The organism is Streptomyces violaceusniger Tu 4113 (assembly GCF_000147815.2).
Classification (GTDB): domain Bacteria; phylum Actinomycetota; class Actinomycetes; order Streptomycetales; family Streptomycetaceae; genus Streptomyces; species Streptomyces violaceusniger_A.
Window position 1 is genome coordinate 5,008,891 of record NC_015957.1, and the last position, 24,727, is coordinate 5,033,617.

The following is a 24,727-nucleotide window of genomic DNA, read 5'->3' on the forward strand; positions in this document are numbered from 1 at the left end:
CTAACGGTCCTTGCTCTGGGTTCGGGTCTCGGTCTTCTCGATGAGTGCGGCGAAGCCTTCGAGTACGCATCGCAGCCCGAAGTCGAATGCGTGGTCGGGGTTGTAGGCGCCCTGGTGGGCCGTGCCGGCCGCGCTGCCGACGCGGGTGGCGAGGGGGTAGCGGGCGGGGTCGAAGACACGGGCCAGGAGGGGGGCGTTGGCGGACCACCACTGCTCGTCCGACATGGCGCTGTCGCGGTCGGCGGCTTGGGTGTCGGATGCCGTGCGGGCCGTGGACTGGACGAAGGCGAGGAGATGGGTGAGCGCGGCGTCCCTCTCGATGTCGTCGAGCTCGGTTCCGTCGAAGGCGCCCAGTTCGTGCTCGTACTTGCCCATCAGGCCGGGCCCGAGGGCAGGGCGAGTGCTGGGCAGGGTGGCGACCCAGGGGTGTTGCTGGAACAGGACCCGGTTCTCGTGGGCGACGGTCGTGACACGGGTGCGCCAGGAGGTGTCCGGGAGATGCTCGGTGCGGGGCATCTCCTGGTAGACGGTGTCGAGCATGAGGTCCAGGAGCTCAGCCTTGCCCGGGACGTAGGTGTAGAGCGTCATCGGGGTCACGCCGAGTTCCTGGGCGAGGTGACGCATGGTGAGCGTGTCCAGGCTGTCGCGGTCGGCGAGCTCGATAGCGGTCTGTACGACGGTGTCGATGCTGAGCTGCTGCTTCGGCCCGCGTCTGGAGACGTTGTGTCCTGCCTCGCGCCACAGCAGTTCGAGTGTGCGTGCCGGGTCGCCTGCGCCGGTGCGGTCCTTCGCTTTAGCCATGGCTCGCATTCTCTCGCGGACCCTTGCGCGCAACTCGGGACCTCGGACCTTAACTCCATATGCAGTATAGAGTACTATGTATAGAGTTACTCGATGTGATCGGCCCGCTGCCGGACTCATCGGCCCGCCCATCCCTGGAGCAGGACGTGCAGATCACCGCCACCGCCATATCCCTGAACGTCGACGACGTCGCCGCCTCCGCCCAGTTCCTCACCAAGCACTTTGCCTTCAACGAGGCTGCCGCTGCGGAAGGCTTCTCCTCCCTCCTCCGCGAGGACGCAGCCAACGTGATCTTTCTGCGGCGCGGGATCGAGGTCCTGCCCGAAGGCTTCCGGGACCAGCACGCTGCCGGGCTCATCGTGGCCTTCACCGTGACCGATCTGGAGGCCGAGTACGAGCGGCTGCAGAACGAGCAGGTTGCCATCACCATGCCGCTGCGAGAAGAGCCGTGGGGGGAGCGTCTCTTCCAGGTGACCGACCCGAACGGCGTGATCATCCAGCTGGTCGACTGGGTCACCCCGACCCAGTGAACCGTGTGGACGCGAAGTTGCCGGTCACGGCCTCGCCGTGACCGGCAGCCAGCGAGAGATTCGGACTCTGGTGCGTACGAGGAGAGCCCGCAGTACCCCGGTCGCATGACGAGGGCGCATGTGGAGCCTGGCGACGATCCGCCAGTGCTTCAGGTCGGCGGAGCCGTGTTCGTTCGCCGCGCGTTCGCGGGCCACCAGCCCGTTCGCCCCATCTGCGAGGCGGCGAGGCGGCGTCCGCGGGCGGCCCGGTGGCCGGTGATGACCACGGGATTGTCGGGTCCCTCGTCGCGGCCATCAACGAGTGGCTGTGGCCAGCACATTCGATACACGCCCTAGTACTCCAGCCGTAGATCGTGATCACGGATGGGAAGGTCAGGCCCGGGACGCTCCGAGGAACCGCAGCACGGCCAGGACGCGGCGGTGGTCCGCGTCGACCACGGGCAGGTCAAGCTTGGCGAAGATGTTGTTGATGTGCTTCGCCACGGCGCTCTCGCTGACCACCAGCGCCTGCGCGATGCCGGCATTGGAGCGCCCCTCGGCCATCAGGCCGAGCACCTCCCGTTCGCGGGGGGTCAGCCGCGCGAGCGGGTCGCTGTCGCGCCGCAGCAGCAACTGGGCGACGACCTGCGGGTCCAGGGCCGTGCCCCCGTCCGCCACTCGCCGGACCGCCGCCACGAAGTCGGCGACATCGGCAACCCGCTGCTTGAGCAGGTAGCCCACACCGCTGGTGTTCGCAGGCAGCAGGTCAGCCGCGTACCGCTCCTCCACGTACTGCGAAAGCAGCACCACCGGCGTCCCCGGCCAGCGCCGACGGATCTCCATCGCCGCCCGCACCCCCTCGTCGGTGAAGCCGGGCGGCATCCGGACGTCGATCAAGGCAAGTTCGGGCCGGTGCTCCGCCACTGCCGCCAACAGCCCCTCCGCGTCGCCGGCTTCCGCGGCGACCTGGAACCCGCCCATCTCCAGCACCTTGATCAGGCCGACCCGCAACAACACCGAATCCTCGGCGATCACCGCGCGCACGGCAGCTCCGCGGTGATGGTGGTGGGCCCGCCAACGGGGCTGCTGACGTGGAAGGCCCCGTCGAGGGAGCCGACCCGCTTGGCCAGCCCGGTCAGCCCCGTGCCGGCGGCGGCGTCGGCACCGCCCAGCCCGTCGTCGGTAACGCGCACTCGCAGCACCTCGCCGACCTGACGGACTATCACCTCTGCACGCATCGCGTTGGCGTGCTTCGTTGCATTGGTCAGCGCCTCAGAGATCACGAAGTACGCGACTGACTCCACGTTGGGCGCCACCCGCTCCTCCAGATTGACCCGCAGCCGCACCGGCAGGGGCGTGCGGGCAGCCAGCCCGGACAACGCCGCGTCCAGACCTCGGTCTTCGAGCACGGCCGGGTGCAGCCCCCGCACCAGGTCATTGAGTTCGGCGATCGCCTCCTTCGCCTCCAGGTGCGCTCTCGCGATCACCTCGCGGGCATCACTCGGCAGGTCCGGGCGGGTGGCAATGGCCAGACCCAGGTTGACCGCGAGAGACACCAACCGCTGCTGGGTGCCGTCGTGCAGGTCGCGCTCGATCCGGCGGCGCTCTGCGTCGACGGCCTCGATCAAGTCGGTCCGGCTCACGGCCAGCTGATCGACCCGCTCCTGGAGCCGCTGCGCCCGGCTGGGCCCGAGCAGGCCCAACGCCAGCCGCGCCTCGGCCCGGGCTACTGCCCGCGCGGTCCAGGGCAGGGCGCACAGGAGGAGGAGTCCAGCCGCTGTGTAAGCCGGCAGCTGGGTCAGGTAGCCGAACCAGTCCTGGCGGATTCCGGTTGGCAGCGCCCATGACCAGGCGTAGGCGATGACGCCCGCCAGGCACGCCGCTGCCACCGCGAGCACCAGCAGCTCCAGCAGCGCGAGCAGCGGGCCCAGCAGGAGGTGGTAGCCGATCTTGCGCCAAGGCCGCGTCGCCGCGAGCCACCGGGCGGTCGAGGCCCACGTCCATTGTTCCGGCGCGGTGGGGGTGAGCCGGGGGACGTCCACACCGATGAGCACCCGGTAGCGAGCCCGCTGAACGGCCGTCAGCACCGGGGTGCCGAGCAGGACCAGGGCGGCCGACATGGAAACCGTAAGGAGCCAGTTCCCCGTCCTGGCGGTAGTCGCCGCCGCCCAGGCCCACACGGGCACCAGCGCCAGGTGCGGCAGCACACCAGCGGCAAGAAAGCCGGTGTCCCGCTGCGCCCGGAGGACCGTGCGTCTCAGTCCAGCTGGAATCGTCATGGCACGACGCTAGGGCACCGCAGGAGGACGGTGCCATGAAACCTGTACCCGATCTCATGGTGAACCTAGTACCAGCTGTAGATCTTGATCTTGGCCTGTGGGCGGACAGCATCTCGGGTCGGTAGGTCGGCTTCTGCTGGCCGCTGGCAGGTAGACCGGGCCCGGTGGAACAGGCACTGTGCCCCGGTGAGCATCGTCATCAAGTTCTTCGTGGCACCGGACGCCGAAGCTGCCGCTGCTGTCGCGGAGGGTGGTCCCGACGGGGTCTTCGAGTCCCTGACCTTCGGCAACTTCGGTGTCGAGGAGGCTCTGATCGAGTGGGAGGGCATCTTCACCGGTCGGAGCTTTGAGGAAGTCCTTGACGACGATGTTCCCGAGACTGTTGTCGACCCGGACGACGGCGAGGGTCCGCTCGTCCTCGCCGTCTCCGGCACCCTTCGAGATGCCCTGTGCACTGCCGCCGAGCACCGGCTCGCTGAAGTCAGCCGGCTGTGGGTGGCCGAGCGGGCGGCAGACGGCGAGGTCTTCGACCCCGAGATCGCCGTGTGGATCCTGAGCGGCTTGGCCGACCTGGCCCGTGCCGTCCGCGAGGGAGACGAGAACCTGTACTGCTGGGTGGCGTAGAAAGGGCACGGCCACCGTTGAGCATCGTCGGTTGTGTGGACAGACGAAGATCAGCCGATGGCCGTGGGCCACAGCGTAGATCCTGCCCGGTGGCAGCCGGTGTTCGACGACCTGATGGCGAGGGTGGCGAGGCGGTTCGCCCGGGTCGAGCCGCGTCGCAGGGCACGGGCCTTCGTGCTGGGCCTGCTGGCAGAGTTGCCGCGGAAGAACTGCTGGACGATCGCGGAGCATGCCGGTGACAGCAGTCCGGCCGGTATGCAGCACCTGCTCAGCCGCGCGTCCTGGGACGCCGACGGAGTCCGCGACGACATACGGGACTTCGTGGTCGAGCACCTCGGCAACCAGGACGCCGTCCTGGTGGTGGACGAGACCGGTGAAGTTCCCCGTGGTCCTGGACACTCTTCTTCTACGCTGCGAGTACTTGGTCGTTACGGAACCGCTGTCGCGTCTCGTGGGGGTTTCCGGCAGCCGCAATGGCATGCCGCTATCCGGCGTGCAGTCGCTGGTATTCGTCGAGCAGGCGTCGCAGATGCCGCACCATGAAGTCGTAGTAGGTGTGCATGTCACGCAGCCGCGCCCGCTGAGTCTCTGGCATGCACATTCCCTGTTCCTGCGCGGCTTGTGCAAGTTCGAGCAGCTGCTCGGTCTGGTCGAGCTGGTGCTGGAGGCAGCTGCTCCATGCGTCGTCGCGCCACACGTAACCGGCCTGGCGCACGCCGGGCACCTTGACCCGTTCGACCGTGCCGTTCGTGATGAGCAGGCGGGTCATCTCCGACGCCGAACCCTTGCTGGCCCCCAGGGCCGCCTGTAGTTCCGACAGCGTCATGGGGGTTGGGCTGAGCATCAGGACGCCCGCCAGCCGTCCGGCCATGGGCGGCCATCCCATCGCGCGCCCGATCCGCTGACCGAAGTCCTCGATCAGCGGCCCGTCGCCCATGGCTGAGCTGTTGTCGGCGGCTGGCGACACCCATCCCCCTGCACGAAAAAAATGAATATTCATTCTTGACTGAACTTTCTTGGTGCGTCAGATTACCAGCATCCGCGCAGGAGTCATCGGCGCGGGACGCTCCCGCATCAAGGAGTAGAGATGGCAGAACACGATCGCGACCTGATCGTCGTCGGCGCGGGCTCCGCGGGTGCGGTGATCGCCGTCCGCGCCGCCGCTCGCGGCCGACGGGTCCTCCTGCTGGAGGCGGGCCCCGACTACCGCTCGGCGCAGATGCCGGAGGTGTGGCGCTCGCCCAATCCTGTGGTGGCCCTCATGGACCCCGCGGCCTCGGAACATCTGGTGTGGACCGGCCTGAACTCCTCGCGCACCGAGAAACAGCCGCAGGCCCCGTACTGGCGCGGCCGGGGCGTGGGCGGCAGTACGTCCGTCAACGGCCAGATCGCGATCCGCCCGCCGACGGAGGACTTCGAGGAGTGGGCCCGGCTCGGCTGTACCGGATGGGCGCCCGAGGACGTGCTGCCCTACTTCGCCAAGCTGGAGGACGACGACGAATTCGGCGACCAGCCCTACCACGGCCGCGGCGGACCGACCCCGATCCACCGGACCCCGAAGAACGCCTGGGGAAGCATCGACCGAGCCCTGGCCGACTCGGCCCTGGCGGCAGGGTTCGGCTGGGCGCCCGACGTCAACGCCCCCGGCGCCACCGGAGTCTCGCCCTACCCGATCAACTCCCGTGACGCCCGCCGCGTCAGCGTCAACGACGCCTACCTCGAACCCGCACGTGAACTGGCCGGCCTCACCATCCGCGGCGACGCGCTGGTGGACACCGTCATCTTCGAGAACGACCGCGCGATCGGTGTCCGTGTGGTGATCGACGGATCCGTCGTCACCGAGTACGCGGACGAGGTGATCCTCAGCGCGGGAGTGATCCACTCCCCGGCGATCCTGCTGCGCTCGGGCATCGGCCCCGCCGGTCAGCTGCGGGCGCTGGGGATCGAGGTCCGTCAGGACCTGCCGGTCGGTCTCGGTATGCAGGATCACGCGATGACGGTGCTCTCGCTGCCCTTGCGGGCCGAAGCCGCCATCACGTCACCGCACGACCGGCACACCAACGTCTGCGTGCGCTGGTCCAGCGGGACGGGTGCGTACTCCAACGACCTCATGTTCGTCTCGCTCAACCAGAACGTGCTGGCCATGGCCACGGCGAACACCCAGCCGCACGCCGGTGCCTTCGGTGTCTGGCTGAACCGGACCCACTCGCGCGGTGAGCTCACCCTGGTCTCCACCGACCCTTCGGTGCACCCGTACGTCGCCCAGCGGATGCTTTCCGACGAACGTGATCTCGCCCCGATGAGGGAAGGCGTGCGTGCCCTCATCGAGTTGAGCGGCGGCGCTGAGACAGCCGCCGTCCTCGGCGGATCGATCGAAGAGGCGAACCGTCCACTGTTCGAGGCCCTGGCGAACGACAGCGACCTCGACGACCACCTGCTGTCCACGGTCATCGACGCCCAGCACGGCACGAGCACCTGCCGGATGGGCGCCCCCGGGACCGCCGAGACGGTCGTCGACCCGGCGTGCCGGGTGCAGGGTGTCCAGGGTCTGCGGGTCGTGGACGCCTCGGTCTTCCCTTCCGTGCCCCGGGCCAACACCAATCTCGCCGCCATCATGACCGGCGAACTCATGGCGGGCCGGCTCGACGCCTGATCCCGCCCCGTACCGAACAGAAACGGCCTGAACCATGGAAACGCTCCACAACTTCATCGGCGGCCGGTGGGAAGAGCCGGCAGGCGAGGATGTCGTCGCTGTGGTCAACCCCGCCACCGAGGAAGCCGTCGCGCACTTCCGTGCGGGCAGCGCCGACGACGTCGACCGCGCCGTGGCCGTGGCGGTCGCGGCACAACCCGAGTGGGCCGCGCTCACCGTTGCGCGGCGCGTGGAACGGATTCACGCCTGGGCCGACACGATCGCCGCACACGCCGCGGAACTGGCCGAACTGGAATGCCGGGAGATGGGCAAACCGGTTGGCATCGGGCGCTCTTTCATAGCGGGGGCCGTGGCCGGGCTGAAGGCCGCCGCCAACCAGGCGCTCACCTACCCGTTCAGCGAAACGGTGCCCGGTCCGGCGGGAGGGCGGACCGACATCGTCCGCCACCCGCTCGGCGTCACCGCCGTGATCACTCCGTGGAACTTTCCCGTCGTCATGGTCCTCGGCGCACTCGGCCCGCTGCTCGCCGCCGGGAACACCGTCGTGGTCAAGCCCTCCGAGCGATCCCCCCTCTCCACGGTGCGGCTGTTCGAGCTGGCCGCCTCCACCGGGCTGCCCCCGGGCGTGCTGAACCTGGTCCTCGGCGACGGCCGCACCGGCGCGGCGCTGACGGAACACAAAGACGTAACGCTCGTCCACTTCACCGGCTCGGTCGGAGCCGGCCGCGCCGTGGGGAAGGCGACCGGACACCGCCTGCGCCGCTGCGTGCTCGAACTCGGCGGAAAGGACCCCGTCGTGATCGACGCCGGAGTCAATCCGGTGGCCACCGCGCAAGCCGTCGCGTTCGGCGCGTTCATCAATACCGGCCAGATCTGCACCTCCATGGAACGGATCTACGTCCATGAGCGGATCGCGGACGAGTTCGTCGAGGCGCTCATCGCCACGGCGCGGACCTTCACCATCGGCGACGGGCTGGACCCCGCCACGGTGCTCGGGCCACTCGTGGACGCGCGGCAACGCGAGACCGTACGACGCCATGTCGAGGACGCCGTCCACAAGGGCGCCACCGTGCGCGCAGGCGGAGCCGTACCGGAGCGTCGCGGCTACTTCTACCCGGCGACCGTGCTCACCGGAGTCGACGACACCATGCTCGTGATGACCGAGGAGACATTCGGCCCGATCGCGCCCGTCACCGTCGTGTCCAGCTTCGAGGAGGGCCTCACCCGCGCGGCTGCCTCCCGCTACGGTCTCGCCGCCACCGTGTACACCGACGACCCCGATCACATCACGGCAGCCGCACAACTGCCCGTGGGCGTCGTCTGGGTCAACCAGTGGCAGGGGGGCGGCCCCGAGCGGCTGTACGAGCCCGCCCGCGAGAGCGGCATGGGAGCCACCGGGGCTCGTGCCGCCTACGACGCGGCGACCCGGCCCGCCGCCGTGCACGTCGCAGCCACCGCCCCGGCGGCCGGCCGGTGACCGCCGCCAAGGAGGCCGCGGCACGGCACATCCGTGCCGCGGCGGACGACCTGATCGCCCTGTCCCACCGGATCCACGCCCACCCCGAGCTGGCCTTCGAGGAGTATCTCGCCAGTCAATGGGTCGCCGACGCCCTGAGCGACGCGGGGTTCGAGGTCCGGCACGGATACTGCGAGCTGCCGACCGCCGTGGAAGCAACGGTCGGCACCGGGCCGACCCACATCGCGATCTGCGCGGAGTACGACGCCTTGCCCGACATCGGACACGCCTGCGGCCACAACATCATTGCCGCCGCGGCTGTCGGCGCCGGCATCGGACTCGCCCCCTTGGCGGACGAACTCGGCCTGACGGTGCGGGTACTCGGCACTCCCGCCGAGGAAGGCGGCGGCGGCAAGGTGCTGATGCTGAAACAGGGCGCCTTCGACGGCGTGCACGCGGCCATGATGGTTCATCCGGCTGCGGTCGAGATGGCGGCGATGCCCGGCCTGGCCGTCACCCAGTTCGATGTGGTCTACGAAGGCAAAGCGGCACACGCCGGTGCCTATCCCGAGCTCGGCGTCAACGCGGCGGACGCCATGACCCTCGCCCAGGTGGGCATTGGGCTGCTGCGCCAGCAGACCACCGCCTCCGACCGCATACACGGCATCATCACCCAAGTCGGCTCCGCCCCCAATATCATCCCCGACGTCAGCCGCGGCCGCTGGATCGTGCGCAGCAGCAGCCTGGACGCCCTGCAGCCGTTGTCCCAACGGGTGCACCGCTGCTTCGAAGCGGGCGCACTGGCCACCGGCTGCGACCTGTCCACCGCGCAGGTTGGCCCCGACTACGCCGACCTGCGGCCGGACAAGGACCTGCTGGACCTATGGGTCGCCAACGCGACGGCACTCGGCCGCCGCTTCCCCGAACTGCCGAACAGCGTCGTGGGCACCGCCACCGACATGGGCAATGTCTCCCATGTCGTGCCCACCATCCACCCCATGCTCGGGCTGGACTGCCGACCCGCGGTCAACCACCAACCGGAATTCACCGCCGCGTGCCGCACACCGGCAGCGGAGCGGGCCGTACTCGACGGGGCGACCGGCATGGCCTGGACGGCCATCGACGTCGCCCTCACGGCCGGACGGCGTGCGGACAAGCACTCCTGAGGAGGTCGACCTCCGCGAACGCCTCCAGGCCCGACCTCATCCGAACACGGAGATCCGTAGCTGGACCCCGTGATCAATCTCAGCGCCAAGGGCTGTACCGGTGTTCCTACCGGCGCCAATTGCAGGGGGTGCGAAGAGGAGACACTCTCCTGGAGTCAGGCTCAAGACCGCACGAAAGCAGCTTCACCAGGGGTGTTGGCCGCGGAAGTACAGTAACGGTCTCGTTCCAGCGTCTGCTCGACTGCACCTGGTAGACGGTCTGCCGCTACTGCGGCCGGATGAGCAAGTCTTCGAGGCGATGATCAAGGGCTGGCGCAACCAGCAGCTCGCCCGGAACCTGTCGCCGGGGTACGCCTATGACCAGGAACGCACGGTCCGGGCCTTCACTCGGCATGCCATGGCGATGCCGTGGCAGTGGACGCCGCAGCACGTCGACGAATGGTGGATTGATTTGACAGGTGCGGAAGGTGGCTTCCTGATCAAACGGAACCCTGAAGGGCCGGGCTCCTTCGGCAGCCGGCCGAAGAAGCCCAGCCCTCAGGCCTCGCCGCAGCGGCTCAGGGGGTTATCCGTCCGCGAGGGCGATGGCGGCGGCCGGGCAGACGGCAGCCGCGTCCCGGACGGCCGCGTGCTGGTCCTCGGCGGGTTCGGGGTCGAGCAGGATGACGATGCCGTCCTGTTCGCGCTGGTCGAAGATCTCCGGTGCGGCCAGTACACAACTCCCGGCGCCGCAGCACTTGTCCTCGTCGATGGTGACCTTCACGGTCGCTCCCTTCTTTTCGGCCGGCCCTTTGGCCGTGCCCTCGGTTGTCCTGTCGGTCGGTACGGGGGTCTCGTGGGGGTGGGTCACCATCGCACGGGCACCTCTCGCAGACCGCCGACGGTCAGCCCCTCGACCTGCCGCAACTCCTCGACGGGTACGGCGAGTTCGAGGCTCGGCAGTTTGCGCAGCAGGACCTCCAGGGCGACCTGGAGTTCGGTGCGGGCCAGGGACTGGCCCAGGCAGGAGTGGGCTCCCGCGCCGAAGGTGAGGTGGGGGTTGGGGCTGCGGGTGAGGTCCATCTCGTCCGGGGTGGCGAAGACCCGCTCGTCACGGTTGGCGGCGGACAGGCTGCAGAAGACTGTGGTGCCGCTCGGTAGCAGGGTGCCGTCGACGTCGAGGTCCTCGCTCAGATAGCGCCGGATGCCGAATCCGCCCAGGTTGGCGTCGGAGCGCAATACCTCGTCGACCGCGGTGCGCACCAGGGAGGGGTCGGCCAGCAGGCGTTCCCACTGGGTGCGGTCGGCCAGGAGCATGGCGGCCATCTTGCCGATCATGTTCGCGGTGGTCTCGTGCCCGGCGACCAGGAGGCCCATGCCGGTGCCGAGCAGTTCGGGGTCGGTAAGGCCCTCGCCCTCCGCCCGGCTCTCCTCGATCAGCATGCTGATCACGTCCTCGCCGGGCTGGGCGCGCTTGGCCGCGACGAGGTCGGACATGTAGGTCACGAACTCCGCGTAGGCCTGCTTGGCTTCCTCTTTGGTGTAACGGCTGACGTTCAGGAACGCGTCGGACCAGTAGGAGAAGCGCTCCCGGTCCCCGGCGGGTGCGCCGAGGAGGTCGCAGATCACGTAGACCGGCAGCGGGAAGCCGAGTGCGGCCTTGAGGTCGGCGGGCCGGCCGCTCTTGACCATGCCGTCGACGAGGGCTTCGGCCATGTCCGTCATGCCCGGGCGCAGTGCCGTCATGCGCTTGGCGGTGAAGTACTTGCTCAGATGCCGCCGCCACCTCAGGTGCTCCTCGCCCTTGAGCGGGACGGACAGCGCCATGTCGCTGTTGGTCGACACACCGCCGGCCCCTTCCGGGGCGATCCTGGCGCTGTCGTCCTCGGCGGTCGGGCGGGAGAAGCGGGCGTCCGTCAGGAGGGCTTTGACGTGGTCGTAGCGGGTCAGGAGGGTCCCCGTGTCTCCGCTGGGGAGTCCGACGGTGGCCACCGGGCACTGCTCGCGCAGGCGTTCCCAGTCGGCCGGAGGATCCAGCGGGCCCCTGGTGGGCAGTGGCAGACGGACAGTGGGGTCGTGGTGACTCATCTGACATCTCCATGTGGGGGAAGGACTGGTTCGTACAGCGGATGCCGCCCGGCGGGGCGGGTGGGGCCCGCTGCCGTTGTGTCCGGCGCGTCACGCTTCGGGCGCCCCACCTGGCTCGGGGGGCACAGCTTACAGCTTGTTAAATCAAGTGATTGATTTAAATCTAGCGGCAGGGGAATCTTTCTTCAAGGCCGCACGGGAGGTCTGGCCGGATGGACTCCCTCCATCCGGGATGCGACACTCGATACGCTGTACCGTACGGTGACCCGTATGCCACGTCACTCGCCTTCGCTGGACCGCGCGACCCCGGGCCGGATCGCCGAGGCCGCCCTCCTCCTGGTCGACGAGGGCGGCCCTGAGGCTCTGACCTTCCGGTCGCTGGCCACGCGACTCGAGATCTCCCTCGCTTCGCTCCAGCGCCGATGCACCGACCTGGCCGGACTGCTGGATCTGTGCGTCGACCACGTGGCCGGCCGACTGCCCGACGTCGAGTGGGACACCGGCTGGGCGACGGCCACCGAGACCCGGTTCACCGCGCTCTACCGGCTGCTGGCCGCTCATCCGGGACTGCTCGCCCTGCGCGGAACGCGGCCCTGGCTCGGCCCGAACCTGCTGGCCCGCCTGGTCGAGCCGCAGCTCGCCGACAGCCTCGCCGCCGGAATGACCCCCACGGAGGCGATCACCGCGTACCGGCGGATGTACCTGCTCACCCTCGGCAGCGTCGGCTTCGTCGACCACCGCGACCCCAGGGCGGCCCAGGCGGCCACCCGCGGCGCGCTGGCCGCACTCGACCCGGCGGAGTTCCCGGTGCTGACCGGCAACCTGGCCGCGATCCTGCCCGCCCTGACCGACCACGAGGTCTACTACGGCGCACTGCGCCAGCTGATCCACGCGGCGGACCCGGCACGCGTGCCGATCCTGCCGCCCGGCTCGGCGGCACCGGACCCACGCCGCGACACCTGACCTGCCCGATACCGCACCGACGTGCGGCGCGCCCCCTGCCCCCTCCGCCGCCGAAGCGCAGTAAGGACACCGACTATGAGCACCGCCAGCCCCGCCGCACGCATCTTCAGCAGTGACAACACCGCCGGCACCTCCCCGGAGATCATCGAAGCCGTGACCCGGGCCGCCTCCGGCCAGGCCCTGCCCTACGGCGCGGACGACAGCACGGCCGCGGTCCGGCGCCGGCTGAGCGACGTCTTCGAGCGGGACGTCGACGTCCTGCTGGTCTCCACGGGGTCCGCCGCGAACGCGCTGAGTCTGGCCGCGCTGACCCCGCCCTGGGGCAGCGTGCTGTGCCATCGCGACAGCCACATCAACAACGACGAGTGCGGAGCGCCCGAGTTCTACACCGCGGGCGCCAAGCTCGTCGCGCTCGGCGGCGACGACGCCAAGATCGACCCGGAGGAACTGCGCACGGCCGCACGGCACAAGGCCGGCGACGTGCACAGTGTGGAGCCCTCCGTGGTGAGCATCACCCAGGCCACCGAGACGGGAGCCGTCTACACTCTCGACGAGATCCGCACCCTCGGGGCGACCGCCGCAGAGGCGGGGCTGCGCCTGCACATGGACGGCGCCCGCTTCGCCGGCGCCCTCGCCTCCCTCGGCTGCACTCCCGCCGAGCTGACCTGGCGGGCCGGCGTCGACCTGCTGTCCTTCGGGGCGACGAAGAACGGCACGATGACCGCCGACGCGATCGTCGTCTTCGACCGCTCCCTCACCGCCGAACTGGCCTTCCGCACCAAGCGCGCCGGACAGCTCGCCGCCAAGATGCGCTTCCACGCCGCCCAGTTCGACGCCTACCTCACCGACGATCTGTGGCTGCGCAACGCGGCCCACGCCAACGCCATGGCCGCCCGTCTCCAGGAGGGCCTCAAAGCCATACCCGAGGTCGGACTGCTCGGTGCCGCCGATGCCAACATCCTCTTCTGCCGCCTGCCGCAGCAGGTCATCGAGGGACTCCTGGCCGAGGGCTACGCCTTCTACCACGACCGCTGGGAGCCGGGCGTCGTCCGCTTCGTCACCTCCTTCGCCACCACGCCGCAGGACGTCGACGACCTCCTCCAGGCCGTCGGCCGCCACGCCGGCTGATCAACTGCCGGGGGCCCATGTCAATCCACCGGAAGCGAAAACGGAAGCCGGGGGCGGGTGGCCGTCGCCGGCACGGCGGGCTGCCGTGCCGACGACGGCGAAGAGCCGCCGAACGTCGACGGTTTTGATCGACGGTTTTGATCGCGACGCAATCCAAACGGCGTCCGCGTCCCCGTCCGTGCGGCACCGGTGGTCCGGCGGCTACCAGGTGACCGGCAGTTCGTAGACGCCGTACACGAGACCGTCCTCCTTGAAGGGGAGCTTCTCCAGATCGGTGGCCAGGCGCAGGGTGGGGATACGGCGGAAGAGGGTGCCGTAGACGACCTGGAGTTCCAGGCGGGCCAGTGGCTGGCCGAGGCACTGGTGGATGCCGAAGCCGAAGGCCTGGTGCTGGCGGGCATCACGGGTGAGGTCGAGCCGGTCGGGGTCGGGAAAGACGTCGTCCTGCCAGTTGGCGGTGATGCTGGGCAGGACCATGCCCTCGCCGGCGCGGATGGTCCGGCCGCCGATCTCGATGTCCTCCAGAGCGATCCGGCGGTTGCCGATGTGAATGATCGTCAGATACCGCAGCAGCTCGTCCGCCGCCTTCGCGAGGACCTTCTGGTCGTCGGTGTCCCGAACGATCGCGAGCTGGTCGGGGTTTTCCAGCAGGGCCACCACGCTCAGCGCGATCATGTTGGCGGAGGTCTCGTGTCCGGCACCGAGGAGCAGCAGGCCCATCGCCGCGGCCTCCTCATGCGTGAGGTCGCCCTCGCGGACCCGGGAGGCGAGCTCGGAGAGGAGATCGTCGGAGGGGTTGGCGAGTTTCTTCTCGATCTGGCCGGAGACGTACGCCAGCAGTGCACGCCTGGCTGCTCCCGACTCCTCGGGTGAGACGTCGTGGCGGAGACCCACCTCGCTCTGGTGCTGGAAGAAGTCATGGTCCTCGTACGGAACCCCGAGCTGTTCGCAGATGACCAGCGAGGGCAGGGGCAGCGCCAGGGCGCGTACGAGGTCGGCAGGTTTCGGGCCGGCCAGCATCGTGTCGATGAAGTCGTCCGTCATGCGCTGGACGGCCGGCCGCAGGGCCTCGACGCGCTTGATGGTGAACGCGCCGCTGAGCATGCGGCGGACCCGGGCGTGTTCGGGGTCGTCCATGTTGAGGAAGGACGGCTGCCCGCCGCGCCGTCCCGACTCCCGGAAGGCCGGATTCATGTAGGGGAAGCCGGGCCGCCTGAGGTCGACGCTGCAGCGCTGGTCGGCGAGCAGGGCCCGCTGGTCCTCGAAGCGGGTGACGAGCCAGGGCGTGCCGCCGTCCCACAACCGGACTTTCGTGAGCGGCTGTTCGGCGTGCAGTTGTCGCAGCTGGGGCGGAGGGGCGAACGGGCACCCGGCTTCCCGCGGCATCGGGAAGTCGGGAATCGCCTTGGACGAGGTGCCGGCAAGTGCGTTGGTCATGTCACTCCTGTTGGTGGAGGAGGGGAGTGGTCGGGGCAGCGCCCATGAGTGGGTGTCGCAGGGCGGCGTGCCGCGGGCGACGGATTCCTCCTGGCACGGCCGGAGGAGTTCGCGACGGGGGTGAACGGGCATGTGCGTGTGATGGGTGGGGAGGGGACGGCGGTGGACACGAGGCCTCCGCATGCACAGGGCTATGCGGATGTGCGGCTCTGTCCTCATGCCGCCTGCCGGACCGGGAGGGTGATCGCGGATGGGTGATCGGGGTCGTGGAAGATCTGCTGGTCGGCGCGGAGGGTGGCGGTGGCCCGGGGTTCGTCGGTTTTGGGGTTGCGGTTGTAGCGGTCGGCGAGCAGGCCGGCCCCGTCGCGCATCGGCACACACAGATCGCGCTCGACCGTCAGGTCTCTGGTCATGGGTGGTGGCAGCAGCAGGCGCTGGACCACGTGGCTGCTGAAGTTCATCGGTTCGGCCCTCGGCTGGCTGTGGGGGGGGCGCGGATCGGTGCGCCATTGAATCAACCGGTTGATTTAAATTTACCTCACTGAGTGTCGTCTCACAACGCCGTAAGTTCCTCCGCGAGCACGCGCAGCGTCGCCGTCGGGAACATGCCGCCGGACAGGGCGGCGAGGGAGATCAGGGACGTCGAGCCGATCGTCTGGAGCAGTTCGGTGTTGACGAGGGTGGGGGCATGCGTACGCAGGACCTCGACGGCCCTGGGGTCGCAGACCAGGGCCGCGATCGGAGTGCGCAGGGAGAAGCGCCCCTCGGGGAAGTCTTCCGGCCTGGGGAGCGGCTCGGCGGACTGTTCGGCTTGATGGCGCTGCGCGCGCACCAGGAGATGGGCCTCGGTTGCCGGCCCGTCCGCGGGCAGACCCAGGCGCTCGTACTGGCTGGCGGGGGCGTCGTTCGCCCGCATGAGGTCGACCAGCAGGCTCGCCATGCGGAGCTCCACGGCGTCGTCGACGATCGGCGCGCGCTGCTCCGGATCGGTCCGCAGGTCGTAGAGGAGCGTGCCGAACCGGTGCGGGTTGAAGAAGGTCTGTCCAGTTGTCCGGATCGTGCGGACGCCCTTCGTGAAGGCCAAGGGTTCGGCGAGTTCGAGGCCGGACAACTCCTCGGCGGTGAAGCGCCCCCGCATGTGGGTCGGCATCAACGTGTGTTCGTGCAAAGGGGAGTTGTCGGCCGAGACGGGTGCGCGCATGTAGACGTACCGGCCGTCGGTGAGGTTGACGTGCCCACCGTGGATGCCGAACAGGCCCGCCTCGCGCACCGGTTCGTCGGCGGCGACCGGCAGCGGGACACCCTGCATGTCGGCGGGCCGTTCCACGCCGAAGAAGTCGAGCAGGGTGGGCGCCAGGTCGATGGTCTGCACGAGCGCTTCGCGGCGCTCGCCCGCGATGCCCGCCCTGGGGTCCCAGACGAACAGTGGGAGATGGACGAGCTCGTTGTACCAGGGCTGTACCGACTTGCCCCACCAGTCCTTCTCGCCGAGCAGCAGACCGTGGTCGGTGTTGACGATCAGCATGGTGTCCTGCCACAGGTCGTGCTCGTCCATCAGGTCGAGGACGCGGCCGAGGGAGCGGTCGCACATGGACAGCAGCGCGGCGTACTCGAGGCGGGCGTGCTCGACCTGCGCGTCGGTCTCGGTGACGGGCTTGTAGTCGGGCCAGTCGAAATGCGGGCCGTCGTAGTCGTGCGGGTAGAGGTCCTTGTACTGCTGGTGGCTGAAGAACGGCTCGTGCGGGTCGAAGGTCTCGATCTGCACGAACCAGCGGTCCTGGTCGTGGTTGGTGCGGACGAAGTCCAGACCGGCATCGAAGGTGAGGGTTTGGGGGTGGCGGTCCTCGGTCTGCATGTACAGCCGGTTGACCCAGTCCTGTCGGTAGCCCTCCAACCGGAGTTCCTTGACGTGCTCGGCGGGCATGGGCGGCTCGGCGACATGGCCCTTCCACGGGTCGCCCTCCTGGCCGCGGAAGAACTCCCAGGTGTTGTACCGCCCGTGGTAGGTCGCTCCGCCGTCCTCCCAATAGTGGGGATGGTCGCTGGACAGGTGCGTGTACACGCCGCCGCGCTTGAGCAACTCGGGCATCGAGTCGTCGAACGGCTCCAGCGGGCCCCAGCTGCGGTGCAGGAAGTTGTGCCGCCCGGTGTGGATCTCCCTGCGGGCCGGCATGCAGGGCATGGACCCCGCGTAGCAGTTGTCGAAGGTGGCGGTCCGCCCGGCCAGTCGCGCGAAGTTGGGGGCATGGGTCCAGTCGCAGCCGTACGGCGGCAGCAGGTGCCGGTTGAGGCTGTCGAACATCACCATGATGGCTTTCATGCCGGGGCGCTCCTTCGGCGGGTGGTCGAACGGTGGTCGGGAATACGGCGGTTGGTCGTACGGTGGGCTAGGCGTCCCGGGCGCAGCGGAACCCGGTGTGACCGCTCGCTCCGTCGGGTGTGTTGGCGGTACGGGCGGCGACGCGGTAGCGATTGCAGTAGGACTTGTGGCACAGGTGTGAGCCACCGCGGATGACTTTCTCCTGTCCGATGGCGGGACCCTTCGGGTCGATCGCCGTATCGCCCTGGTGGCGCACGGTCCACCAGTCGGCGCACCACTCCCACACGTTGCCCGAGGTGTTGTAGAGCCCGAATCCGTTGGGCTCGAAGGCATCCACGGGGGCGGTGCCCCGGTAGCCGTCGGCCACGGTGTTCCTCGTGGGGAAGGCGCCCCGCCAGATGTTGCAGCGGTACGTGCCGCCGAGGTCGAGGTCGTCGCCCCAGGGGTAGCGCTTCTGTTCCAGGCCGCCGCGCGCCGCGTACTCCCACTCGGCCTCGGTGGGCAGCCGCTTCCCTGCCCAGGCGCAGTAGGCGGCCGCGTCGTTCCAGGAGATGTGCACCACCGGGTGGTTCTCGCGGCCCGCCAGTGTGCTGCCCGGGCCTTCGGGGTGGTCCCAGCGGGCACCGGTGACGCCGCACCACCAGGGGATACGGGCCGGGCGGGGCGCCCCGCGCCGCAGCGCGGCGGGCAGGAAACCGGCGAACGCGTAGGACCAGCCGATGCGTTCCGCTTCGGTGACATGGCCCGTGGCGTCGACGAACTCCGCGAACTTCTCGTTGCTGACGGCGTACGCGTCGATGTGGAAGGCGCTGACACGCACCGTCCGGACCGGACCTTCGCCGTCCTCCGGGAACCCCTCGACGTCGTCGGCGCCCATCAGGAACTCGCCACCCGCGACACGGACCATGCCGTCCAAGGAGCTCCGGCGGTCGGCGAGCGGCACGGTCACCGGCTGGGTGGACGTCCTGGGACGCGGTGGTGCGCAGCAGGCTCGGCCTGAGGCGTGACGGGCCTCCATGGGGCTCGGCTCCTGGTCGGGGCAGCGGTTCGACGACAGCTGCGGCAACCCTAACCACTAATTTTTTGCAGCGATAGATTTTCGACGCCGAAACACCACGGTCACGTCATCGTGCCCTCGCCGAGCCGAGCCCACCGCGCTCAGCTACGTGAGGGCATCGGCGGGTGTCCGCGCTCGCCGACCCGGTGCGCATCCATCTGATCCGCGAGCCGGCGGGCTCTCCCGGCTGGACGCGCAGCTATGGCAGCTTCGGCATACCCGTGGGCAGGGCCGCCAAGAGTCACCACTTCGCGGTTCTGCGCAGGCCGGCCTGGTCGAGCAGCGTGACGTGGGCCCACGGCCGGTCAACCGACTGTGTTGAGAGGAGTTCGAGACGCGCTTCCCGGGGCTGCTCGACCTGCTCCTGCGCCGTGAAGGCGCCGACTGAACGGCAACAGGCGGGAGCCGCGAGGACCTGCTTCGGCTGCGCGAGTCAGCGGCGTCAAGGTGACGCAGTTCGGGGCGCGGTCGGCCGCCAGGGCCGGCGTCACGCGTCAATCACGAGGTCGTCCAGCGGTTTCGAGCAGCAGAGCAGGATCTTGTTCCGGTCGATCTCCCGTGGGCGGATGCCGCCATTGTGCTGCATGTCGACGGAGCCGGACACCAGGGTCGTCTTGCAGGTGCCGCACATGCCCTGGGCGCAGGAGGCCGGGAGGCTGATGCCCGCCCGGGACGCGGCGGCGAGCACCGCGGTGTCGGCGTCACACTCGATCGTGCGTCCGCTGCGGGTGAACTCGACCTTGAAACCCGGACCCGTCCCGGTATCGGCCGGTGCGGCCGGCGTCTCGAAGGTGAAGCTCTCCTCGTGGTAGCGGTCCGTGTCCAGGCCCGCGTCCGACAGCATGCTCCGCACGGCGGCCATGTACGGGGCGGGTCCGCAGGTGAAGACCTCCCGTTCGAGGAAGTCGGGCGCGATCTGCCGGAGTGTCTCGATCGTCAGTCGGCCGCGGTATCCGCCCCAGGGCGCGTACGGCCGGTCCTCCTCGCAGATGTGGACCACCCGGATGTTGGGCGCGGTCGCCGCGATGAGGTCGAGTTCGTGGCGGAAGACGATGTCCGCCGGGGTGCGGGCGCTGTGCACGAACACCACGTCGGCCGGGTCGGCCAGGTCGTACAGCGTCCTGGTCATCGCCATCGACGGCGTCACTCCGACACCCCCGGACAGGAAAAGGTACCGGGACGACGGATGCCGGGCCGTCGAGAAGTCGCCGAGCGGGCCGTGCGCCCGCACGGTGTCGCCGGGCCGGAGGTGATCGTGCAGCCAGTTCGACACCAGTCCACCGGGTACGCGCTTCACCGTGATCGAGAGCAGGAAGGGGCGGGTGGGCGGGGAGGAGATGGTGTAGCAGCGCTGCACCGGCCGGCCGTCGATGTCGAACGTCAGCGTCAGGAACTGGCCCGGCTCGTGGCGGAACAGACGGGTTTCGGAGTACTCGAACACGAACGTGGTGACGTCGTGCGTGAGCGGGTGGATCTGACGGCACACCAGCAGTTCTTCGGACTCGGTCATCGCTGCTGCTCCAGGTGCGCCTTGAGCCGGGTGATGTACCAGTTGATGAATGCCTCCACCTGGTACTCCGTCGGGCTGTACGGGCCCGGCAGGTAGGCAGGGCTGCTCACGCCTCGTTGGGCGCGGGCGACGAACACGGCGTCCTGGTCGTTCGTGGCCTTCCACACCTTGGTCAGGGTGTCGAGGTCGTAGTCGGCTCCCTCGACGGCGTCGGCGTGCACGAGCCAGGTGGTGCGCAGGAGTGTGCGGTCCCGGGCGAGAGGAATCACGGAGAATGTGATCGCGTGGTCGGCCATGAAGTGGCACCAGGAGTTGGGTTGCATGTGCAGGGACAGCCGGCCCAGGCGGGCGGTGGGGAAGTCGGCCAGCAGACGCTTGCAGGCGGCTGTGCCGTCCGAGGTGTAGGACTCCCCGGCGAGGTCGAGCGGTTCGCGGTGGATGTGGAAGCCCGTGGTGCGGGTGTCCAGTTCCTCGATCTCCGCGTAGGGGAGGCCAAGTGACTCGTAGGTCTTGCGGGCTTCGGCGTCGGCCTGCTGGTAGCGCTCATAGGTGGAGCGCAGCACCGGCGGGATGTCCTGCTCCTGGTAGCCGTAGATGGGGAAGTAGCAGCTCTGGAGCTCGGGGTGGCCGGTGCAGTGGTAGCACTCCCGGTTGTTCTCCATGACCAGCTTCCAGTTGCCGTTCTCGATGAGGTCGGTCTGGGTGGCGACCTTGGCCTTGGCCAGGTTGTGCGGGGCGAGGTACGGCTCGATGCGGGTGGCGACCTCGTCGAAGTCCTCCGGCGGTTCCTCGGCCAGGCAGATGAAGACGAGCCCGGCCACCGTGCGCACGTGCACGGACCTCAGCGAGAAGCACGTCGGGTCGAAGCCGGGCGCCTGAGACTCGACGTGCAGCAGCTTGCCGTCCACGCCGTACGTCCAACGGTGGTATCCGCAGACGATGTTGCCCACCGAGCCGTGCTCCTCGCCCAGGATGCGGGTGCCGCGGTGACGACAGACGTTGTGGAAGGCCCGTACGTCCTCATCGTCGTCGCGGACGAGGATGACCGAGTACGTCCCGAGGGTGACCGTCGCGTAGTCGCCGGGTTCGGGGAGCTCCGCCTCGGTGGCGACGAAGATCCAGTGCCGGGTGAAGACGGCCTCGATGTCGAGGTGGTGGAACTCCTCGTCGACGTAGAACGGGGCTTGAAGGCTCTGGCCGACGGGACGCCGGGAAACGAGCTCCGTCACCTGGGCGGCGGCTGTCACTGGGTTCATCGGGACTCCTTCGTGGATACCCTGGCCTTCAGCCGGGGAGGAAACGAAGCTCCTGCGGAGCGGGGCAGGGAAAGGCGATTCGCCGCCATGGCGATTCGGTGTCTGTGGTCACCGGCCGACACCTGCCCCTCACACGGGAGCTGATAGAGTGTGAGGTATGGCGCAGCAGGTCAAGCGGGCGTTCAAGTACCGCTTTTACCCCTCGGACGAGCAGGCGGCTGAGCTGTCGCGCACGTTCGGCTGTGTCCGCCTCGTGTACAACAAGGCGTTGGAGGAGCGCACGCGGGCCTGGTACGGCGAGCAGCGCCGCATCTCCTACGTGCAGTCCTCCGCCGCGCTGACGGAGTGGAAGAAGAGCGGGGAGCTGGCCTTCCTGGCGGAGGTGTCCTCGGTCCCGCTCCAGCAGGCGCTGCGCCATCTTCAGACGGCGTTCGGGAACTTCTTCGCCCAGCGTGCGATGTACCCGCGGTACAAGTCGCGGAAGACGTCGCGGGCGTCGGCCGAGTACACCCGCAGTGCCTTCACGTGGCGCGAGGGGCGCCTGACGCTGGCGAAGACGGCCGAGCCGCTGGACATCCGCTGGTCGCGTCCCCTCCCGGAGGGTGCCGAGCCCACGACTGCGAGGGTGTCCCGCGACGCCGCCGGGCGCTGGTTCGTCTCCCTGCTCGTCGAGGACACCATCGCCCCGGCCCCCGCCACGAGTGCGGCGGTCGGCCTGGACGCCGGGGTCACCTCCCTGGTGACCCTGTCCACCGGGGAGAAGATCGCCAACCCCCGGCATGAGCGCCGCGACCGTAAGCGGCTCGCGAAGGCGCAGCGGGAGCTGTCCCGCAAAGCGAAGGGCTCGGCGAACCGGGAGAAGGCCCGCCGCCGCGTCGCCAAGGTGCACGCGCGGATCACCGACCGGCGCCGGGACTTCCTGCACAAGCTGACCACTCGGCTCGTCCGTGAGAACCAAACGGTCGTGATCGAGGACCTCACCGTCCGTAACCTGCTGAAGAACGGCCGCCTCGCGCGCGCCATCTCGGATGCGGCCTGGACGGATCTGCGCATGATGCTGGAGTACAAGTGCGCATGGTACGGGCGTGAACTCGTGACGGTCGACCGCTGGTTCCCCAGCTCGAAGCTGTGCGGGGCCTGCGGCACGGTCCGCGGGAAGCTGCCGCTGAACGTCCGCCAGTGGACGTGCGGCTGCGGCACCGTGCATGACCGCGACGTGAACGCGGCACGCAACATCCTGGCCGCCGGGCTGGCGGTGTCTGCCTGTGGAGACGGTGTGAGACCTCAACGGGAGTCCTCCCGGACGGGGCAGTCGTCGATGAAGCAGGAACCCCAGCGGGCGACCGCTGGAATCCCCCGCCTTTAGGCGGAGGAGGAAGTCAAACTCTCCGAGAGCATTCAGTGGTTGACGTGGAGCGGGGTGGCTCAGACGGGCAGGCAGAGCCGCAGGGCGTCGAGGATGGCGGCGTGGACGTTGCGGCTGGTGACCGCGTCACCGATGCGGAACAGTTGGTAGCGGCCTTGCTCGTGGTGGACCACCGTCTGCTCCTCGTGCGCGAGCAGGGCGCGGTGGTCGACTTCGCCGAAGTTGGTCGAGTCGGGGAGGAGTTCGAAGTACAGCTCGTCCATCGGCAGCGTTCCGTGCTCCACGATCACGTGGTCCACGATCCGCTCGGTCTCGGCCTCGGTGTACTCGCTGTAGAGGGTCGCGGCGAGCCGTCCGTCGCCGGCGCGGCGTACCGAACGCAGCCGCTGGGCGAGTGTGGTGGTGACGCCGTGCTCGGCGAACACCCGTAGGTAGGCAGGGGAGTTCATGCTGCCGACGTCGGGAGCGAGGGTGCGCTCCGGGGTGACGTACTCGATCCGGACGTCGGGCGACGCCGTGAGCACCTCGACCGCGTCCATGGCCGGGTAGCCGCCATGGTCGTCGTAGACGAGGATCTCGCCCCGCGGTCGCCGCAGCGAGCCCGACATCACGTCCCAGGTGTCGGCGACCAGGCCCTCCCCGGCGGTGAGGAAACTACGGTTGGGCATGCCCCCGGTCGCGACGATCACGAGGTCGGGGTGCTCCGCGAGGACGTCGTCGGCCTCGGCGTAGGTTCCCAGGCGCAGGTCGACCCCGAGATGCTTGCACTCGGCGATGCGCCAGTCGACGATCTGGATCAGGTCGCCCCGCCGGGGGTTGGACGCTGCGAGGCGGATCTGACCGCCGGGCCGGTCGCCAGCCTCGAACACGACGACATCGTGGCCGCGTTCACCCAGCACCCGCGCCGCTTCCAGGCCGGACGGGCCTCCTCCGACGACAACTGCTTTTCTGCGTCGGCCGATCGTGGGAGGGATGAGGTGGGGAAATTTGAGTTCGCGGCCGCTGGCCGGGTTGTGAATGCACTTGGTGTCGCCCGAGTCGTAGATGGCGTCGAGGCAGTAACTCGCCCCGACGCAAGGGCGGATACGGTCCTCCTGGCCGGACTTCACCTTGGCGACCAGGTACGGATCGGCGATCTGTGCCCGGGTCATGCCGACCAGATCGAGGAGGCCTTCGCGCAGGGCGTGCCGCGCGGTGGCGATGTCGGCGACGCGTGCCGCGTGCATCACGGGTATGGACAGTCGGCGTTTTATCTCGCCGGTGAAGCCCAGGTACGGCCCCAGCGGGGTGCCGATGGACGGGATGGTCTTCGCCAGGGTGGCGTCGCTCTCGATGGAGCCGCGGATGGTGCTGATGAAGTCGATGCCGTCGGCGGTGAACCGCTCGGCCGCGGTGAGCGCTTCGTCGAAGGAGAGGCCGAGGCCGCCCGGGCGCGCCTCGTCGAGCGACATCCGGACGCCGACGATGAAGTCCGTGCCGACGGCCTCACGGACAGCGCGGATCACCCGGCGCGGAAATGCCATCCGGTTCTCCAGCTGCCGCCCCACTCGTCGTCGCGGTGATTGGTGAACGGGGACAGGAAACTGTCCAGGAAGTGGCCGTACGCCTGGAGTTCGATGCCGTCGAGGCCGCCCTCCTGGCAACGGACCGCCGCGGCGGCGTAGTCGGCGACGATCCGGTCCAGGTCCCAGGCCTCGGCCGCCTTCGGAAAGGCGCGGTGGGCGGGTTCTCGTAGCGGTGAGGCGGACACCACCGGGAGCCAGTCGCCGGTGAAGTTGCTGGTACGGCGGCCGAGATGGGTGACCTGGCACATGACGGCCGCCCCGGCTTCGTGCACGTCGTCGGTGAGCCGGCGCAGCCACGGCACGATCTGGTCGCGGTACAGCAGCAGGTTGCCGAACGCGGGCGGGCTGTCCGGGGAGACCACCGCCGAGCCGCCGATCATCGTCAGGCCGACCCCGCCCCGCGCCTTCTCCAGATGGTAGGCCCGGTAGCGGTCCTTGGGCATGCCCTCCTCGCCGAATGCCGGTTCGTGGGAGGTGCTGACCACGCGGTTGCGCAGGGTGAGGTGCTTGAGCTGGAAGGGCTGGAGCAGGGGATCCAGGGTGGGTGAGGGCACAGCAGCTCCTCAGAAG

The 24,727-nt window shown here is 69.2% G+C and carries 21 protein-coding genes and 3 pseudogenes; 10 read left to right on the plus strand and 14 right to left on the minus strand.

From position 1 onward, the window contains the following. Positions 1 to 801 (minus strand): TetR/AcrR family transcriptional regulator C-terminal domain-containing protein, encoded by an 801-nt coding sequence (locus tag STRVI_RS20730; protein ID WP_014057618.1) that lies wholly within the window; start codon positions 799 to 801, stop codon positions 1 to 3. A gap of 146 nt (positions 802 to 947) precedes the next feature. Between STRVI_RS20730 and STRVI_RS20735 the strand changes: the two genes are divergently transcribed. Continuing rightward, positions 948 to 1,331 (plus strand): VOC family protein, encoded by a 384-nt coding sequence (locus STRVI_RS20735; protein ID WP_043239365.1) that lies wholly within the window; start codon positions 948 to 950, stop codon positions 1,329 to 1,331. Positions 1,332 to 1,703: 372 nt separating this feature from the next. Here the strand turns inward: STRVI_RS20735 and STRVI_RS20740 are convergent, their stop codons facing one another. Further along, a complete protein-coding gene (locus tag STRVI_RS20740) occupies positions 1,704 to 2,354 on the minus strand; it encodes a response regulator (RefSeq protein WP_014057620.1) in 651 nt (216 codons plus the stop codon). Next, entirely contained in the window at positions 2,342 to 3,589 is a 1,248-nt protein-coding gene (locus STRVI_RS20745) for a sensor histidine kinase (protein ID WP_014057621.1), read from the minus strand. The genes STRVI_RS20740 and STRVI_RS20745 overlap by 13 nt, the downstream gene beginning before the upstream one ends. A gap of 186 nt (positions 3,590 to 3,775) precedes the next feature. Here STRVI_RS20745 and STRVI_RS20750 point away from each other — a divergent pair, with 186 nt between their 5' ends. Beyond that, positions 3,776 to 4,213 (plus strand): hypothetical protein, encoded by a 438-nt coding sequence (locus STRVI_RS20750; protein WP_014057622.1) that lies wholly within the window; start codon positions 3,776 to 3,778, stop codon positions 4,211 to 4,213. Positions 4,214 to 4,327: 114 nt separating this feature from the next. After that, positions 4,328 to 4,598, plus strand: a pseudogene (locus STRVI_RS54550) (transposase); the annotation flags it as partial. A gap of 99 nt (positions 4,599 to 4,697) precedes the next feature. Here STRVI_RS54550 and STRVI_RS20755 read toward each other — a convergent pair. Further along, positions 4,698 to 5,213: a GbsR/MarR family transcriptional regulator gene (locus STRVI_RS20755; protein WP_208949154.1), complete on the minus strand. Its 516-nt coding sequence runs from the start codon at positions 5,211 to 5,213 to the stop codon at positions 4,698 to 4,700. 87 nt (positions 5,214 to 5,300) lie between these two features. Here STRVI_RS20755 and STRVI_RS20760 point away from each other — a divergent pair, with 87 nt between their 5' ends. Genes STRVI_RS20760 through STRVI_RS20770 form a run of 3 tightly spaced genes read left to right on the plus strand, consistent with a single transcriptional unit; the run spans position 5,301 to position 9,488 of the window. After that, on the plus strand, positions 5,301 to 6,866 hold the full coding sequence (locus STRVI_RS20760) for a GMC family oxidoreductase (protein ID WP_014057624.1): 1,566 nt from the start codon (positions 5,301 to 5,303) through the stop codon (positions 6,864 to 6,866). 34 nt (positions 6,867 to 6,900) lie between these two features. Beyond that, a complete protein-coding gene (locus STRVI_RS20765) occupies positions 6,901 to 8,343 on the plus strand; it encodes an aldehyde dehydrogenase family protein (protein ID WP_014057625.1) in 1,443 nt (480 codons plus the stop codon). Next, positions 8,340 to 9,488, plus strand: coding sequence for a M20 family metallopeptidase (locus STRVI_RS20770; RefSeq protein ID WP_014057626.1), 1,149 nt, complete (start codon positions 8,340 to 8,342; stop codon positions 9,486 to 9,488). The genes STRVI_RS20765 and STRVI_RS20770 overlap by 4 nt, the downstream gene beginning before the upstream one ends. A gap of 565 nt (positions 9,489 to 10,053) precedes the next feature. Here the strand turns inward: STRVI_RS20770 and STRVI_RS20775 are convergent. Together STRVI_RS20775 and STRVI_RS20780 are read right to left on the minus strand one after the other, a co-directional pair. Continuing rightward, entirely contained in the window at positions 10,054 to 10,251 is a 198-nt protein-coding gene (locus STRVI_RS20775; RefSeq protein ID WP_043239367.1) for a ferredoxin, read from the minus strand. 83 nt (positions 10,252 to 10,334) lie between these two features. Continuing rightward, positions 10,335 to 11,555 carry a cytochrome P450 gene (locus STRVI_RS20780; protein ID WP_014057628.1) on the minus strand — a complete coding sequence of 407 codons (1,221 nt, stop codon included), beginning with the start codon at positions 11,553 to 11,555 and terminating at the stop codon, positions 10,335 to 10,337. A gap of 270 nt (positions 11,556 to 11,825) precedes the next feature. Between STRVI_RS20780 and STRVI_RS20785 the strand changes: the two genes are divergently transcribed. Both STRVI_RS20785 and STRVI_RS20790 read left to right on the plus strand, forming a co-directional pair. Beyond that, positions 11,826 to 12,518 (plus strand): TetR/AcrR family transcriptional regulator C-terminal domain-containing protein, encoded by a 693-nt coding sequence (locus STRVI_RS20785; protein WP_014057629.1) that lies wholly within the window; start codon positions 11,826 to 11,828, stop codon positions 12,516 to 12,518. A 75-nt stretch (positions 12,519 to 12,593) separates the two neighbouring features. Beyond that, entirely contained in the window at positions 12,594 to 13,646 is a 1,053-nt protein-coding gene (locus tag STRVI_RS20790) for a threonine aldolase family protein (RefSeq protein ID WP_014057630.1), read from the plus strand. A 201-nt stretch (positions 13,647 to 13,847) separates the two neighbouring features. Here the strand turns inward: STRVI_RS20790 and STRVI_RS20795 are convergent, their stop codons facing one another. The 4 genes from STRVI_RS20795 to STRVI_RS20810 all read right to left on the minus strand — a co-directional run bounded on the left by STRVI_RS20795 (position 13,848) and on the right by STRVI_RS20810 (position 18,421). Next, positions 13,848 to 15,083, minus strand: coding sequence for a cytochrome P450 (locus STRVI_RS20795; RefSeq protein WP_014057631.1), 1,236 nt, complete (start codon positions 15,081 to 15,083; stop codon positions 13,848 to 13,850). Positions 15,084 to 15,298: 215 nt separating this feature from the next. Then, on the minus strand, positions 15,299 to 15,544 hold the full coding sequence (locus STRVI_RS20800) for a hypothetical protein (RefSeq protein WP_043236229.1): 246 nt from the start codon (positions 15,542 to 15,544) through the stop codon (positions 15,299 to 15,301). A gap of 92 nt (positions 15,545 to 15,636) precedes the next feature. After that, complete coding sequence (locus STRVI_RS20805; RefSeq protein ID WP_014057632.1) at positions 15,637 to 17,403, minus strand: sulfatase; 1,767 nt, start codon at positions 17,401 to 17,403, stop codon at positions 15,637 to 15,639. A 67-nt stretch (positions 17,404 to 17,470) separates the two neighbouring features. Beyond that, complete coding sequence (locus tag STRVI_RS20810; protein ID WP_014057633.1) at positions 17,471 to 18,421, minus strand: formylglycine-generating enzyme family protein; 951 nt, start codon at positions 18,419 to 18,421, stop codon at positions 17,471 to 17,473. A 164-nt stretch (positions 18,422 to 18,585) separates the two neighbouring features. Here STRVI_RS20810 and STRVI_RS54555 point away from each other — a divergent pair. Further along, positions 18,586 to 18,848, plus strand: a pseudogene (locus STRVI_RS54555) (ArsR/SmtB family transcription factor); the annotation flags it as partial. Between the two features lie 99 nt (positions 18,849 to 18,947). Here STRVI_RS54555 and STRVI_RS20815 read toward each other — a convergent pair. Beyond that, entirely contained in the window at positions 18,948 to 19,970 is a 1,023-nt protein-coding gene (locus STRVI_RS20815) for a hybrid-cluster NAD(P)-dependent oxidoreductase (protein WP_014057634.1), read from the minus strand. After that, a complete protein-coding gene (locus tag STRVI_RS20820; protein WP_014057635.1) occupies positions 19,967 to 21,226 on the minus strand; it encodes an aromatic ring-hydroxylating oxygenase subunit alpha in 1,260 nt (419 codons plus the stop codon). The genes STRVI_RS20815 and STRVI_RS20820 overlap by 4 nt, the downstream gene beginning before the upstream one ends. A 157-nt stretch (positions 21,227 to 21,383) precedes the next feature. Here STRVI_RS20820 and STRVI_RS20825 point away from each other — a divergent pair, with 157 nt between their 5' ends. Then, positions 21,384 to 22,592, plus strand: a complete 1,209-nt coding sequence (locus STRVI_RS20825) for an RNA-guided endonuclease InsQ/TnpB family protein (RefSeq protein WP_014057636.1) — start codon at positions 21,384 to 21,386, stop codon at positions 22,590 to 22,592. 59 nt (positions 22,593 to 22,651) lie between these two features. Here the strand turns inward: STRVI_RS20825 and STRVI_RS20830 are convergent, their stop codons facing one another. Together STRVI_RS20830 and STRVI_RS56010 are read right to left on the minus strand one after the other, a co-directional pair. After that, positions 22,652 to 23,743 carry an FAD-dependent oxidoreductase gene (locus tag STRVI_RS20830; RefSeq protein ID WP_353477076.1) on the minus strand — a complete coding sequence of 364 codons (1,092 nt, stop codon included), beginning with the start codon at positions 23,741 to 23,743 and terminating at the stop codon, positions 22,652 to 22,654. Beyond that, positions 23,741 to 24,711: pseudogene (locus tag STRVI_RS56010) on the minus strand (N-methylproline demethylase); the annotation flags it as partial. The pseudogene STRVI_RS56010 and the gene STRVI_RS20830, both read right to left, overlap by 3 nt. Positions 24,712 to 24,727: the final 16 nt, after the last annotated feature.

Excerpts from the sequence above, each read along its gene's own strand:
- STRVI_RS20730 (WP_014057618.1), bottom strand. The coding sequence starts at position 801 with ATGGCTAAAGCGAAGGACCGCACCGGCGCAGGCGACCCGGCACGCACA.
- STRVI_RS20745 (WP_014057621.1), bottom strand. The coding sequence starts at position 3,589 with ATGACGATTCCAGCTGGACTGAGACGCACGGTCCTCCGGGCGCAGCGG.
- STRVI_RS20755 (WP_208949154.1), bottom strand. The coding sequence starts at position 5,213 with ATGAATATTCATTTTTTTCGTGCAGGGGGATGGGTGTCGCCAGCCGCC.
- STRVI_RS20760 (WP_014057624.1), top strand. The coding sequence starts at position 5,301 with ATGGCAGAACACGATCGCGACCTGATCGTCGTCGGCGCGGGCTCCGCG.
- STRVI_RS20765 (WP_014057625.1), top strand. The coding sequence starts at position 6,901 with ATGGAAACGCTCCACAACTTCATCGGCGGCCGGTGGGAAGAGCCGGCA.
- STRVI_RS20780 (WP_014057628.1), bottom strand. The coding sequence starts at position 11,555 with ATGAGTCACCACGACCCCACTGTCCGTCTGCCACTGCCCACCAGGGGC.
- STRVI_RS20785 (WP_014057629.1), top strand. The coding sequence starts at position 11,826 with ATGCCACGTCACTCGCCTTCGCTGGACCGCGCGACCCCGGGCCGGATC.
- STRVI_RS20790 (WP_014057630.1), top strand. The coding sequence starts at position 12,594 with ATGAGCACCGCCAGCCCCGCCGCACGCATCTTCAGCAGTGACAACACC.
- STRVI_RS20795 (WP_014057631.1), bottom strand. The coding sequence starts at position 15,083 with ATGACCAACGCACTTGCCGGCACCTCGTCCAAGGCGATTCCCGACTTC.
- STRVI_RS20800 (WP_043236229.1), bottom strand. The coding sequence starts at position 15,544 with ATGAACTTCAGCAGCCACGTGGTCCAGCGCCTGCTGCTGCCACCACCC.
- STRVI_RS20805 (WP_014057632.1), bottom strand. The coding sequence starts at position 17,403 with ATGAAAGCCATCATGGTGATGTTCGACAGCCTCAACCGGCACCTGCTG.
- STRVI_RS20810 (WP_014057633.1), bottom strand. The coding sequence starts at position 18,421 with ATGGAGGCCCGTCACGCCTCAGGCCGAGCCTGCTGCGCACCACCGCGT.
- STRVI_RS20815 (WP_014057634.1), bottom strand. The coding sequence starts at position 19,970 with ATGACCGAGTCCGAAGAACTGCTGGTGTGCCGTCAGATCCACCCGCTC.
- STRVI_RS20820 (WP_014057635.1), bottom strand. The coding sequence starts at position 21,226 with ATGAACCCAGTGACAGCCGCCGCCCAGGTGACGGAGCTCGTTTCCCGG.
- STRVI_RS20825 (WP_014057636.1), top strand. The coding sequence starts at position 21,384 with ATGGCGCAGCAGGTCAAGCGGGCGTTCAAGTACCGCTTTTACCCCTCG.
- STRVI_RS20830 (WP_353477076.1), bottom strand. The coding sequence starts at position 23,743 with ATGACCCGGGCACAGATCGCCGATCCGTACCTGGTCGCCAAGGTGAAG.